The organism is Actinoplanes hulinensis, assembly GCF_019429605.1.
GTDB classification, from domain to species: domain Bacteria; phylum Actinomycetota; class Actinomycetes; order Mycobacteriales; family Micromonosporaceae; genus Actinoplanes; species Actinoplanes campanulatus.
The window spans coordinates 83429-96642 of record NZ_JAHXZI010000016.1; the positions used below are offsets into that span (position 1 = coordinate 83429).

A 13214-nucleotide genomic window follows, 5' to 3' on the forward strand; every position below is an offset into this window, starting at 1 on the left:
GGTGGTTCCTTTCAACGCAACGCCCGCAGGCGGGGCAGGAGGGCCAGCGCGACCAGCGCGATGGCGGCGGTGAGCAGGTAGAGGGTGGGATAGCCGCCGAGACCGGTGACGATCGGCGCGGCCAGCACCGGGGCGAGCAGTTGCGGGAGGGTTCCGGCGACGTTGGCGACGCCGAGCATGGTGGCGCGGGTCTCGGCGTCCGGCAGGACGTGGGTCATGACCGCCATGTCGACCGCGATGTAGGCGCCCCAGCCGACCCCGACCAGTACCGACGCCCCGATGACCACCGGCACGACGGGGACCAGGGCCATCAGCGCGGTGCCGAGGGCGAGCAGGACCGCCCCGGCCGCCACGAAGACCTTGCGCCGTTCCCAGCGGTCGGACAGCACTCCCCCGGCGAATCCGGCGATGCCCGCGAAGAGCACGTTGACGACGGTCACGATGAGCACCCAGGTGGCCGCGTCGCCGACGCGCACCCGGTCCGACAGGTAGTAGAGCAGGTAGACCAGGACGAGGGCGTTGACCAGGTTGAGCAGGAAGCGGATCAGCCAGGCCCAGGCGAACTGGCCGCCCGGCCACGCCCAGTGGATCCGCTCGCGGGCGGAGACCACCGGTACGTCCCGGTAGACGAGCAGCAGCGCCCCGCCGAGCGCCGGGACCGCGATCGCCACCGCGACGTAGCCCCACGATCCGGAGCCGACGGCGACCGCGATGGCGGTGCCGAGCACCACGCCGACGATCTGGGCCACCCCGAAGAGGGCGCCGACCGTGCCGCGCTGGTTCTCCGGCACCCGGTCGCCGATCATCGCGGCCAGCGCGGCGAGCGGCCCGTTCAGGCCGACCTGGACGAGGATCCAGCCGGTGGCCATGGTGCCGGTGGTGTCCGCGCCGGAGAGCACGAGCAGTCCGGCGACCCCGGTGACGGTTCCGGCCAGGAAGATCGGCCGACGGGCCCGCAGCCGGTCGGAGAGGATCCCCCACAGCGGGTTGGCGACCATGGAGGCCGCCGCTCCCCAGGCCGTGACCAGGGCGAGCAGCGCCTCCTTACCGTCGTCACCGGCGAGCCGGGCGGCCTGTTCGGGCAGCAGGATCTGGATCGGCCCGAACCAGCCGGCCGCGATCCCGATCATGGCCAGCGCGTAGGCCGTCATCCAGCGACGGCCGACGCGCGCCTCGACAAGGGTCACGCACGTGCCCTTTCCCACATCACCGTGTACGCCTCGGCGCCGCTCAGCAGTTGCGACCGGAGCAGCGGCCCGTCGGATCCGGCCTGGTTGATCAGGTCGGTGACCCAGTCGGCGTAGAGGCCGTACTGGGCGACGCCGTCGGTGTTGAGGTCGAAGGTGCGGGTGCCGTAGACCTGCCGGGTGACGGTGGTGCCGTTGACCGCGGTGAACGGGTAGGTGAGCGGGCTGGATCCGGCGTTCAGACGGGGCGCGGCCTGCGGGCCCAGCCCGTTCACGTCGGTGCCCACGCCGTACCCGGTGATCTTCGAGCCGTTGGAGAGGGCCCGATGGGTGCGCCATTCGTCGAGGAAGGTGCCGGTGGCCTGGCCGTCGTCGGTGGCCGAGAACGCGTAGCTGGCGACGAAGCCGCCGAGCCCGAGGAGGCGGTTGACCATGGAGGGGTCGGACCAGGTGTGCACCGAGGTGACGCCCGGGTAGCCGGCCCGCTCGGCGAGATCGAGGACCGCCGACGCGGTCTTCACCCCCATGTGGTCGATGTGGATGATCATGCCGCGGGCCATCATCGCTTCGACGAGGTACGTGCCGAGCTCGGTCAAGCCGCGCGTGTTGCAGATCTTCCCGCTCGGGTAGACCGGCAGGATCGTCCCGGCCGGCAGGCTGATCCCGAGTGCGAGCAGCTTGGCGATGTCGTCGCTGACCAGCGGCTGCTCGTTGTCGGACGGCCCGGTGCAGCTGGTCGCCTGCCACCAGTGCCCGGTGGAGATCAGGTTGCCGACGTTGACGGCCGCGCCGGTGACGCCCTCGTCGAAGCGGGTGCCGCCGAACGCGTTGTCGAACTTGTGTACCGGGTAGAAGCCGCTGACACCCATGCTCGCCAGCTCGTCGAGCCCGGCGTCGATGTCGGCCGTGGTGCACTGCGGCACGCCCTTGACCTCCCGGCAGCCGAAGATCTCCGAGTTCTCCACGCCGATGGTGACCGCGAGCTTGCCCTGCGCGGCGATCTGCCGGACCTGCTCCGGGGTGGTGGCCAGGCGGAACCAGCCCTTGCCGGGCCCGCCGCTGCGGGCGTCCACGTAGTCCTGCATCTTCCGGAGATAGGTGGACTGCGCCCTGATCTGGTCCATCTCGTCACAGGAGGTGTGCTCCGCGGTCAGCCCGCAGATCACCCGGTTGGCCACCAGCAGCACGTTGAGCACCCGCTGGCCGGACTGCCAGGCCCGTTCCAGGCTGCGGAAGTAGGACGCCTCGTGCAGCATCGTGTCGTGTTGCGGCCAGTCGCCGAAGGTTGGCCAGCCGTCCTCTGCCGAGCTGATCGGGTCGGTGCCCGCGATGATGGCCTCGAGCAGGGCGCCCCAGCCGAGGGTGGCGTGCGAGGCGCAGCCCCGGAGCGCGACCGGGGCGCCACCGGAGGCCCAGGCGTCCCCGCAGTGCAGCGACCCGCCGAACGCCTCCGCCGCCGTGATGTGGGCGTGCGCGTCGATCCAGCCGACCAGCCGGCCCTGCGCGTCGACGCCGGCGGCCGGGGTGCCGCTCACGCCGGTGGCGATGTCCGGGATCGCGGCGCAACCGGTCGCCGGGGTGAGCACGAAGGTGGAGCCGCCGGCGCCCAGGCCCCCCAGGTAGTTGCCCATCTGCTGCCCGGTGGCCGTGGACACCAGGCGGTGCTGGCCGTCGGCGGCGCTGACCGTCCAGTCGGCACGGTCGCCGTACTCGGAGCCGGCCCAGACCCAGCCGAGGACGCTCTGATAGATCGCGGCGCCGGTCGAGTCGCGCACCTGGTAGCGGCCGAGCTGGGTGGCCTCGAAGCGGAACTTCTCGGCGCTCGACGCGGTGCCGGTGAACCCGTACCCGACGCTGTCCTTGAAGACGTACCTGTTCGAGGTCTTGAGGGTGACGCACGCACCCTCGAGATCGTTTGCCGGCGCCCAGTTCGCGGCGGCGTAGGCGGGCGCGGGCAGCCCACCGACGAGGCCGAGCACCAGGACGCCCGCGACCAGCGAACGAGCCACGCGGCACCCCCTTGGTAGATCATTTGATCCGACAAGGCGGAGTGTAAGAACGGTCACACCTTCGAGGCCAGAGGGAGACGTGAATATTTTTCTCTGGAGTCAGATGAGAAGTAGCGTTGTGGCGTGACGCTCTCCCTGGCGGTCTCCCCGTGCCCCAACGACACCTTCGTGTTCCACGCGCTGATCCACGGGCTGGTGCCCGGCGCCCCGCCGGTGGACCTCACCTTCGCCGACGTCGACGTCACCAACACGGCGGCTCTCGACGGCCGGTTCGACCTGGTCAAGGTGAGTTACGCGGCACTGCCCTGGCTGCTCGGCGACTATGAGCTGCTGCCCTGCGGGGGCGCGCTCGGGCGTGGCTGCGGCCCACTGGTGCTGACCCGGGACCGCGCGGACCTCAACGGCGCGACCGTGGCGGTGCCCGGTGACCGCACCACGGCGTACCTTTTGTTCCGCCTCTGGGCCGCCGATCAGCGCCCGGCCCGGATCGAGGTCGTCCCGTTCCACGAGATCATGCCGGGGGTGGCCGAGGGCCGCTTCGACGCCGGCCTGGTGATCCACGAGGCCCGGTTCACCTATCCGAGGTACGGGCTGTCCGCACTGGTCGACCTCGGTGAGTGGTGGGAGACCGACACCGGCCTGCCGATCCCGCTCGGCGCCATCCTCGCCAAGCGCGGCACGGTCGACCCGGCCGCCGCCACCGGGTGGATCCGCGAGTCGCTACGGCACGGCTGGCGTGACCCGGCCGCCAGCCAGGACTTCGTCCTCGCCAACGCGCAGGAGATGGAGCCGACCGTGGTGAAACAGCACATCGAGCTGTACGTCAACGAGTTCACCCTGGAACTGGGCGAAGACGGACTCGCCGCCGCCGACGCCCTGCTCGGGCGCGCGGCGGCGGCGGGTCTGACGCCTGCGGTGCCGTCCTTGCGGTAGCGGAACCTAGATCTCGAACTCGCGGGCGACCGCGTGCACCAGCTGCGCGATCTTCAGCGAGGTCTTCTTGTCGGGGTAGCGCCCACGCTGCAACGACGGCTGCACCGTGCTCTCCAGCACCTTGATCATGTCTTCGATCATGCTGGCCAGCTCGTCCGCCGGGCGGCGGCGCAGCTCGGCCAGGGAGGGCGGCGCGTCCAGCAGCTTCACACCGAGGGCCTGCGCGCCCTTGCGGCTGTCGACGATGCCGAACTCGATCCGCTGTCCCGTCTTCAGCTCGGTGACCCCCGCCGGCAGCGATCCCTTGGGCAGGAAAACGTCACCACCCTCGTCACTGGTGACGAACCCGAATCCCTTCGTCGCGTCGTACCACTTCACTCGACCCGTGGGCACCGCTGACCTCAACTTCACTCAATGGACACAACCGCTCACGGCTAGGCTATCCAGAGGAGCGCTCGGACCCAACTGCAATCTCACTCAACACTGCCGGGAATGTGGTGAGATCGGACAGAACGCGAGACGCCCCGGCCTCCCACAGCTCCCGCTCGGAACAGGGGCCGGTGAGCAGCCCGATCCCGGGGACGCCGGCGGTGCGGGCGGCCACCATGTCGGCCGCATGATCACCCACATACCACCGCACCCCGTGCTCCACCAGCGCGGACGCCTTGCCCTCGGCGAACAGGTCACCGGCCAGTTCGTCGGCCCGCAGGCCCAGGTGGTCGAGATGCAACCGGGCCAGCCGGCCCAGCTTCGAGGTCACCACCACGACCCGCAGCCCGGCCGCCCGCACCGCGGCGAGCGCCTCGACGGCGCCCGGCATAGGCCGGCTCGGGGTGACCGCGTGATCCGGATAGAGCCCCCGGAAGGTGGTCACCGCCTCCTCGACCGCCTCCTCCGCGAACCAGTGCCGCAGCTCGGTCCGCAACGGCGGACCGAGCCGGGAGACGGCGAGGTCAGCGTCCACGTGCACACCGGTGAGAGCGGTGAGCGCCCGGTACGTCTCCCGGATGCCCGGCCGGGAGTCGATCAGGGTCATGTCCAGGTCGAAACCGACCGCACCACTCACGGGTGACGGCTGGCGGCCCGGTAGCTCAGGCTCTCCACCGGAAGCGGGAAGGTCTGGTCGTCACCGAACGGGGACGGAGCCGCGGCACGGTCGGAGATGAGCTCGGACACGTGCAGCTTGCCCTTCATGTCCACGCCCCGCAGTCCGGCGACCTCGTTCGCCGGCGTCGACGAACCCGCGGTCTGTGCCTTCGCCACTTTCGGTCCTCCTCAGATCGAGGTCCGGCCACGCCCGGACCGGACACCATCGTCCCATGAACGTTAGCGTTGAAGACGATGGCCACCACATTCGCCGATCAACTCCGGTCGCTGCCCGACGAAGCACTGGGCGCGCTCATACAACTGCGCCCCGACCTCGTCGTGCCGGTGCCCGCCGACATCTCGGCCCTCGCCGTACGCGCACAGTCCCGTAACTCGGTCGCCCGCTGTCTCGACGGCCTCGACGAGTTCACGCTCCTCGTCCTCGACGCGGCCCGCCTGAGCCGGGCCGCCGACACCGCGCTGACCTCGGTCGACGCGATCCTCACGCTGACCGAGGGCGCCCCCGGGGAGGACACCCGGGTCGCGATCGACCGGCTCCGGGTCCGCTTCCTGCTGCACGGGCCGCCCGAGGCGCTACAGATCGTCGGCGCGGTCGACGAGGTCACCTCCCCCTACCCGGCCGGGCTCGGCAGGCCCGCCGACTACCTGGACGCGCGGGCCGCCGCGCTCTGCGCCGACCGGGCCAAGCTGCGCCGCACCGTGCTGGCCGCGCCGCCCGGCGCCCGCGCCGTGCTGGACCGGCTGGCCGCGGGTCCCCCGATCGGGGCGCTCAACCGTGACTCCGTGGCCGAGCCGGTGAAATGGCTCGTCGACCAGCACGTGCTGGTCCCGGTCTCGGAGGCGGGCCGCGCCCCACGGCCGGACGGCGACCTGGTCGAGTTGCCCCGCGAGGTGGGCATGCTGCTGCGCCGCGACACCGGACCGCTCGGTGTGCTGCGGCCGGTCGCGCCGGTGCCGGACGGCCCGTCCCGCGACCCGCAGGCCGCCGACTCGGCCGGCGCCGGGCAGACCATGGAGGCGGTCCGCGCCACCGAGGCGATCCTCGAGGCCCTCGCCGCCGAACCCGCCGCCGTGCTGCGCACCGGCGGCCTCGGCGTCCGCGACCTGAAACGGCTGGCCAGAGCGGCCGGCATCGACGAGACGGGCGCCGCGCTGCTGATCGAGACGGCGTACGCGGCCGGTCTCCTCGGCGAGTCCGAAGCAGCGCCGGCCCGGGCCACCACGCCCGCGCAGGACGTGTTCCTGCCCACCGGGGCGTACGACCTGTGGCGCGCCATCGGAGTCGCCCACCGCTGGGCCGCCCTGGCCCGGTCCTGGCTCGCCATGACCCGGCAGCCCGGACTCGTCGGCCGCCGCGACGAACGCGACCGGCCGGTCAACGCCCTCGCCCCGGACGCCGAACGCGCCGGCGCCCCACAGGCCCGCCGGGAGGCCCTCGGCACCCTCGCCGACCTGGAACCCGGCGCCGCGCCCACGGTCGACGACCTGCTCGGGCTGCTGTCCTGGCAGGGCCCACGACGCGCCCGCGGGCGGGAGGCGGCACACCGGGACGCGTACTCCGGCGCCGCCCTGCTGGGCGTCACCGGATTGGGGGCGCTCACGTCGTACGCCCGATTGCTGCTCGCCGGCGGAGAGACCGACGGCGGCGACCCACTCGGGGTGCATCCGGAGGATGCCCATGCCGACGCGGTGCGCGCACTGGACCGGCTGCTGCCCGCCCCGGTGGATCACGTGCTGGTGCAGGCCGATCTGACCGTGGTGGTGCCCGGCCCGCCCGAGCCGGAACTGGCGGCGGAGCTGGACGTGCTGGCCGAGCCGGAGTCGGCCGGAGGCGCGAGCGTCTTCCGGGTCACGCCGGCCAGCGTGCGGCGTGCCCTCGACGTCGGCTATCAGGCCGCCGACCTGCACGAACTGTTCCGTCGCCGCTCCCGGACCCCGGTGCCGCAGACGCTGACCTACCTGATCGACGACGCGGCCCGCAGACACGGCGGGCTGCGCAGCGGCTCGGCCGGCTCCTACCTGCGCAGCGACGACGAGGCACTGCTCGCCGAGGTGGCCGGCGACAAGCGGCTGACCACCCTCGACCTGCGCCGGATCGCGCCGACCGTGCTGGTCAGCCCGCGCCCGGTGGCCCGGCTGCTGGGCGCCCTCCGCGAGGCCGGGTACGCACCGGTCGCCGAGGACGCCGGCGGCGCCACCGTGCTGACCAGGCCGAAAGCGCGCCGGGCCCCCACCCGCACCGCCCGCGCCCCCGAAACGGCCGGACCGGTGCTGATCGGTCCCCGGCTCGCCGGCGTGGTGGAACAGCTGCGGCGCGGCGACATCGCCACCCGGGCCGCGCGGCGCGCGCCGGTCACCGTGCGGGCCGCGCACGGCCACGCGGTGCCCGGCCTGACCGCCGTCCAGCAGCACACCCAGGCCATGGCGGTGCTCCAGCAGGCGGTCCGCGACAAGGCCCGGGTCTGGGTCGGCTACGTCGACTCGCACGGCGCGACCCTGTCCCGGCTGGTCCGCCCGGTCTCCCTGAGCGCCGGTTACCTACGGGCCGAGGACGAACGCGGCGAGAGCCTGCACACCTTCGCCCTGCACCGCATAACAGCGGCGGTCACCGAGGAGTGAGAGCTTTTGCCGGGTCGCGCGCCCCCGTATTGCGCACGACCCGGCACCAGTGACACGCGCCAGGGCGGCGGAACGTTGCAGTCGATTTCAAAGATCGTGTTGTTTCTGGTCAGGCCCTCGTCGTCCCCGTACCGCCGGACGCGTGGCAGACTGGAGGGTCGGTTTTCCCCAGGTTCGGAGGCGTACAGGGTGAGCGGCGGACCACTGATCGTGCAGTCGGACAAGACCCTGCTCCTGGAGGTCGACCATCCGGACTCGCAGGCCTGCCGGATGGCGATCGCGCCGTTCGCCGAGCTGGAGCGGTCACCGGAGCATGTGCACACGTACCGGTTGACCCCTCTCGGCCTGTGGAACAGCCGGGCCGCCGGGCACGACGCGGAGAGCGTGGTCGACGCGCTGATCAAGTTCTCCCGCTACCCGGTGCCGCACGCGCTGCTGGTCGACGTCGCCGACACGATGGACCGGTACGGCCGCCTCCAACTGCTGAACGACCCGGTGCACGGCCTGGTCCTGCGCGGCCTCGACAAGATCGTTCTGATCGAGGTGGCCAAGTCGAAGAAGCTGGCCGGCATGCTCGGCGCCCGCCTCGACGACGAGACCATCGCGGTGCACGGCTCCGAGCGCGGCCGCCTCAAGCAGGCGCTGCTCAAGCTGGGCTGGCCGGCCGAGGACCTGGCCGGTTACGTGGACGGCGAGGCCCACCCGATCGCCCTCAAGGAGGACGGCTGGACCCTGCGCTCCTACCAGCAGGAGGCGGTGGACGGGTTCTGGGCCGGCGGCTCGGGTGTCGTGGTGCTGCCCTGCGGCGCGGGCAAGACGCTGGTCGGCGCGGCCGCGATGGCGCAGGCGTCGGCGACGACCCTGATCCTGGTGACGAACACGGTGGCCGGCCGCCAGTGGAAGCGGGAGCTGCTGGCCCGCACCACACTCACCGACGAGGAGATCGGTGAGTACAGCGGCGAGCGCAAGGAGATCCGCCCGGTCACCATCGCGACGTACCAGGTGCTCACGTCACGCCGCGGCGGCACCTTCACCCATCTCGACCTGTTCGGCGCCCGTGACTGGGGCCTGGTCGTCTACGACGAGGTCCACCTGCTGCCCGCGCCGATCTTCCGCTTCACCGCGGACCTCCAGGCCCGGCGCCGCCTCGGCCTCACCGCGACTCTGGTACGCGAGGACGGTCGCGAGGGTGACGTGTTCTCGCTGATCGGCCCGAAACGCTACGACGCCCCGTGGAAGGACATCGAGGCCCAGGGCTGGATCGCCCCGGCCGAGTGCGTCGAGGTCCGGGTCACCCTCACCGAGGCGGAGCGGATGGCGTACGCGGTGACCGAGGCCGAGGAGCGTTACCGGGCCGCGGCCACCGCGCGTACCAAATTGCCGGTGGTGAAAGCCCTGGTGAAGAAGCACCCGGGCGAGCAGGTGCTGGTCATCGGCGGTTTCCTGGACCAGCTGCACGAGTTGGGCGAGTTCCTGGACGCCCCGATCGTGCAGGGCGCCACCACGAACAGGGAGCGGGAGCGGCTGTTCGACGCGTTCCGTGACGGTTCGCTGCGGACCCTGGTGCTGTCGAAGGTCGGCAACTTCTCGATCGACCTGCCCGAGGCGGCGGTGGCGATCCAGGTGTCCGGCACGTTCGGTTCCCGCCAGGAGGAGGCCCAGCGTCTGGGCCGGGTGCTGCGCCCCAAGGGCGACGGCCGCCAGGCCCACTTCTACACGGTCGTCTCCCGCGACACCATCGACACCGAGTACGCGGCCCATCGCCAGCGCTTCCTCGCCGAACAGGGCTACGCCTACACGATCGTCGACGCCGACGACGTCCTCGGCCCGCCCCTACCCAAGGTCGACTAGCTCAGCAGTGCCGCGATCAGGGCGATGGCCACGACGGCGACGGCGATCACGTTGAGGGCCATCACTCCCCGGAAGCCGCTGGATTTCTGCTGGCCGGGTGCCCCGAGCCGGCCTTTGGCGAAGGTGACGGTGGGTGCCATGTACTCCAGGGCCACCCCGGTCTCCGGAACGGTGAGGTCAAGGGTGGCCCGGCCGGTCCGAGGGGGGAGGAAGTACGGCACGTACACCTCGACGCGGTGCGGGCCGGGGGCCATGCCGACCGGCCGCTTGCCCCAGCCCGTACCGGGCTGCTCGACCCCGTCGACGAAGATCTTCGGCGAGAGCGCGGCGTAGAGGAACGCCGACGGCGGGTATCGCAGGTCGATGATCGAGGGGTTCATGTCCTAGCGCTTCCAGATCCGTGTGGGTGAGGTGGTCACGTTGCCGGCCTTGTCGTACGCCCGCAGCTGAAATTTGATCGTCTTGCCGTACTTCTTGGTGTTGATCGAGAAGGCGTAGCCGGCCTTGAGGTCCTTGGCGACGACCTTGCCGTTGATCATCAGCTCGACCCGGGCGATCCCGTTCCTGTCGCTCGCCGCCGCGGTGACCTTGACGGTTCCGGTGACCTTCGCCTTGTTCTTCGGCGCCTTGGTCACGGACAGTTTGGGCTTGGTGTTGTCCACGATGACCGGCCAGTTGAACCGCTTGGAGTTGCCGAGCCGGTCGGTAACCGTCCAGGTCAACGTCCTGGCGCCGTCGGCACCGGCCGGGATCGACCCGGTGTAGGGAGCCACGGTGTCCGCTGCGGACCCACTGAGCTGTGCCTTCGCGACACCGGCCCGGTCGGTGGCGGTGATCGTGCTGTAGATCCGGGTGCCGCGGACGAGTGAGTTCCAGGCCGGCGCCACCGAGGTCACCTGCGGCACGTCGGCGTCGACGAAATACCCGGTGGTGATGGTGCTGATGTTGTCATTCTCGTCACGCAGGGTGAAGACCGGCGGGGTCATGCCTTTGCGGGCGTTCCACTTGAAGGTCCACGGGCCGCTGGTCCGCCAGGTGGTCCCGATCGGTTCCGGCGCGTCCATGGAGATCTCCAGGATGTCGCTGGGGACGTCGGTGAGCTCGATGGTCAGGGGCAGCGCCGGGATGACCGTGCCGAAGGCCGGGGTGATGGTCGCGGTCGGCAGGTCGCGGTCGATGTTCACGGTGGTGGTGGCCGTGCCGACGTTCCCGGCCGCGTCGTGGGCACGGATCAGCAGGTCGACCGGCCCGGCCTCCCGGATCCCGCCGAGGTAGGGCTTGAAGCTCACGGTTTCCCAGACGCCCGTGCCGGAGTCGGCCAGGCGCATCGGACCGTGCCACACCTCGACCCTGACCACACCGACGTTGTCGCTCACGGTCGAGGTGAAGTAGGGGTTCAGCCCGACAAGGGTGCCGGACGGGATACCGAAGTCGTTGACGACCGGCGCGACGGTGTCGGCCACCGGGTCGTCGGCGGCTCGGGCCGGAAGTCCCGCCGATAGCAGCAGCAGAGTGGACAGTGCGCTGACGGCGCCCCCGCGTCGCATGATCATGGGCGACAGGCTATCCAGGGCGAGAACCAACGTCGATCGTACGTTTGGACGATCCCGTACCGTTCCCCCTCTATTCGGGCACGATCGGGCCTGGCTGGAGCATCGCGGCGAGCAGGTCGCCGCGTTCCTCGACGCGTTGCAGGGTCTCGATGGCGCCGCACTGCCCGGAGGGGATCTCGCCGGTGGCCATGGCCATCACCTCGTCCCAGGTCAGCGGGGTCGACGCGGTGGGTGTGGCGCCGGCCCGCAGGGAGTACGGCGCGACCGTGGTCTTGAACGCGTTGTTCTGGCTCCAGTCGATGAAGATCTTGCCGGGGCGCAGCTGCCTGGCCATCTTCGCGGTGATCGAGCCGGGCACGATCTTCGCCAGCTCCTCGGCGACCCTTTTCGTGTAGCCGGAGACCACGTCGGACGACTGGGTTCCGGAGATCGGGCAGCACAGCTGCATGCCCTTCTTGCCGGAGGTCTTGGGATAGGCGGTGATGCCGTCCGCGCTCAGCCGGTCGCGCATCAGCATGGCCACCGCGCAGCACTCGCGCAGACCGGCCGGCGCTCCCGGGTCGAGGTCGACGACCAGCAGGTCCGGGTCGGCGCCGATCCGCCACTGTGGGGTGTGCAGTTCGATGGCGGCCAGGTTGGCCAGCCAGACCAGGGTGGGCAGGTCGTCGACGACCACGAAGTCGATGGTCTCCCGGCTCTTCGTGGAACCGGGTACCGGCAGTCTTTCCAGGCGTACCCAGTCGGGGGTTCCGCCGGGTCTGTTCTTCTCGAAGAAGTGCGCCTCGTCGACCCCGTTGGGGTAGCGGATGCGGGTGACCGCCCGGTCCCGTAGGTGCGGCAGCAGCACCGGAGCCACCCGGGTGTAGTAGTCGATCACCTCGCCCTTGGTGAATCCGGCCGACGGGTACATGACCTTGTCCAGGTTCGAGAGTTCGAGGTCGCGGCCCTCGATGTGCACCAGGAACCGGTCACGAGGCATCGTCGGCGCACTCCTCCGGCTTCTTGTCGTCGCGCAGCCGCAGGAAGCGGGGGAAGCGCAGGCGACGGTCGGGGGTCAGGTTGCCGTACCGGATCTCGGCCACGAGCTCCGGTCGTACCCAATGGGCGCCTTTGGAATCCACCCGCGGCACCGCGCCGGCGGCGAAGGGTGAGTCCGTGGTGGCCAGCGGCGCCAGCCGCGAGAGAAGGTCCTTCTCGGCGGCGGCGCCGATGCCGCCGCCGACCCGGCCCCGGAATGCCAGGCCGTCCGGGGTGGGTACGCCGACCAGCAGTCCGCCGAGTTTGCGCACGCCGGGCCGCCAGCCGCCGATGACGTAGTCGCCGGTCCGGTCGAACTTGACCTTCACCCAGTCCGCGGAGCGCTGTCCGGGCAGGTAGACGGAGTCGGAGCGTTTGGCCATCACGCCCTCGAGATGGTTCTCCCGGGCGGCCGTCTCGGTGGCCGGGCCGTCGCCGAACGACGGTGGGACCATCCAGCGGGTGCCGGCCAGGTCGAGTTCTTCCAGGCGCTCGCGGCGGGCCAGGTACGGCAGTCCGGTGTAGTCCATGCCGTCGAGGAACAGCAGGTCGAAGATGAGGTAGGTGACCGGGAGGCCGGCCGCCAGCCGGGTCGCGCGGTTGCGGTCGCGGACGTGCATGCGCTCGGCCAGCGCCGTGAAGGACGGCCGCCCGGCCGCGTCGAGGACGACCATCTCGCCGTCGAGCAGGGTGCCGTCCGGCATGCTCAGGTCGGCGATCTCCGGGTAGGCGGCGGTGACCAGCGCTCCGGACCGCGCGTACAGGGCCGGTGGCCCGCCGCTGAACAGGGCCAGCACCCGGACGCCGTCCCACTTGAACTCGTAGCTCCAGTCCGGGCCCACCGGCAGCCGGCCCGCGGTCGCGAGCATCGGGGTGAGCGGTGATCCGGACACCCGATCACCATAGGCAAAAGCGTTCACCTTACGCAGGCGTCCCAG

General features: G+C 71.2%; 12 protein-coding genes. 3 read left to right on the forward strand and 9 right to left on the reverse strand.

Annotation, left to right across the window (positions count from 1 at the left end; genetic code table 11):
- Positions 1-11: 11 nt before the first annotated feature.
- Positions 12-1187, reverse strand: coding sequence for an MFS transporter (locus KZ829_RS28290; RefSeq protein WP_220146967.1), 1176 nt, complete (start codon positions 1185-1187; stop codon positions 12-14).
- Positions 1184-3196: an amidohydrolase family protein gene (locus tag KZ829_RS28295; RefSeq protein ID WP_220146968.1), complete on the reverse strand. Its 2013-nt coding sequence runs from the start codon at positions 3194-3196 to the stop codon at positions 1184-1186. Before KZ829_RS28295 ends, KZ829_RS28290 begins: the two co-directional genes overlap by 4 nt.
- Before the next feature lie 123 nt (positions 3197-3319).
- On the opposite strand from KZ829_RS28295, the gene KZ829_RS28300 reads away from it, so the two are divergent.
- Positions 3320-4129, forward strand: coding sequence for a 1,4-dihydroxy-6-naphtoate synthase (locus KZ829_RS28300; RefSeq protein ID WP_220146969.1), 810 nt, complete (start codon positions 3320-3322; stop codon positions 4127-4129).
- A 6-nt stretch (positions 4130-4135) separates the two neighbouring features.
- On the opposite strand, the gene KZ829_RS28305 is transcribed toward KZ829_RS28300, so the two are convergent.
- Genes KZ829_RS28305 through KZ829_RS28315 form a run of 3 tightly spaced genes read right to left on the reverse strand, consistent with a single transcriptional unit; the run spans position 4136 to position 5392 of the window.
- On the reverse strand, positions 4136-4522 hold the full coding sequence (locus tag KZ829_RS28305; RefSeq protein WP_220146970.1) for a cold-shock protein: 387 nt from the start codon (positions 4520-4522) through the stop codon (positions 4136-4138).
- A gap of 46 nt (positions 4523-4568) precedes the next feature.
- On the reverse strand, positions 4569-5195 hold the full coding sequence (locus KZ829_RS28310) for an HAD family hydrolase (protein ID WP_220146971.1): 627 nt from the start codon (positions 5193-5195) through the stop codon (positions 4569-4571).
- A complete protein-coding gene (locus KZ829_RS28315; RefSeq protein ID WP_183225337.1) occupies positions 5192-5392 on the reverse strand; it encodes a hypothetical protein in 201 nt (66 codons plus the stop codon). The genes KZ829_RS28310 and KZ829_RS28315 overlap by 4 nt, the downstream gene beginning before the upstream one ends.
- A 78-nt stretch (positions 5393-5470) precedes the next feature.
- Here KZ829_RS28315 and KZ829_RS28320 point away from each other — a divergent pair, with 78 nt between their 5' ends.
- Complete coding sequence (locus KZ829_RS28320) at positions 5471-7855, forward strand: helicase-associated domain-containing protein (RefSeq protein WP_220146972.1); 2385 nt, start codon at positions 5471-5473, stop codon at positions 7853-7855.
- 189 nt (positions 7856-8044) lie between these two features.
- On the forward strand, positions 8045-9706 hold the full coding sequence (locus KZ829_RS28325) for a DNA repair helicase XPB (RefSeq protein ID WP_220146973.1): 1662 nt from the start codon (positions 8045-8047) through the stop codon (positions 9704-9706).
- Here the strand turns inward: KZ829_RS28325 and KZ829_RS28330 are convergent.
- The 4 genes from KZ829_RS28330 to ligD (KZ829_RS28345) all read right to left on the reverse strand — a co-directional run bounded on the left by KZ829_RS28330 (position 9703) and on the right by ligD (KZ829_RS28345) (position 13169).
- Entirely contained in the window at positions 9703-10086 is a 384-nt protein-coding gene (locus KZ829_RS28330) for a hypothetical protein (protein ID WP_246636402.1), read from the reverse strand. The genes KZ829_RS28325 and KZ829_RS28330 overlap by 4 nt on opposite strands.
- A gap of 3 nt (positions 10087-10089) precedes the next feature.
- Positions 10090-11259: an Ig-like domain-containing protein gene (locus KZ829_RS28335; protein ID WP_220146974.1), complete on the reverse strand. Its 1170-nt coding sequence runs from the start codon at positions 11257-11259 to the stop codon at positions 10090-10092.
- A 70-nt stretch (positions 11260-11329) separates the two neighbouring features.
- Positions 11330-12238 (reverse strand): non-homologous end-joining DNA ligase, encoded by a 909-nt coding sequence (gene ligD, locus KZ829_RS28340; protein ID WP_220146975.1) that lies wholly within the window; start codon positions 12236-12238, stop codon positions 11330-11332.
- Positions 12228-13169 (reverse strand): non-homologous end-joining DNA ligase, encoded by a 942-nt coding sequence (ligD, locus tag KZ829_RS28345; protein ID WP_443611887.1) that lies wholly within the window; start codon positions 13167-13169, stop codon positions 12228-12230. The genes ligD (KZ829_RS28340) and ligD (KZ829_RS28345) overlap by 11 nt, the downstream gene beginning before the upstream one ends.
- Positions 13170-13214: the final 45 nt, after the last annotated feature.

What these genes read in the sequence shown, in the direction of transcription:
- KZ829_RS28335 (WP_220146974.1), bottom strand. Translation starts at nt 11,259, where the DNA reads ATGATCATGCGACGCGGGGGCGCCGTCAGCGCACTGTCCACTCTGCTG.
- KZ829_RS28320 (WP_220146972.1), top strand. Translation starts at nt 5,471, where the DNA reads ATGGCCACCACATTCGCCGATCAACTCCGGTCGCTGCCCGACGAAGCA.
- ligD (WP_220146975.1), bottom strand. Translation starts at nt 12,238, where the DNA reads ATGCCTCGTGACCGGTTCCTGGTGCACATCGAGGGCCGCGACCTCGAA.
- KZ829_RS28330 (WP_246636402.1), bottom strand. Translation starts at nt 10,086, where the DNA reads ATGAACCCCTCGATCATCGACCTGCGATACCCGCCGTCGGCGTTCCTC.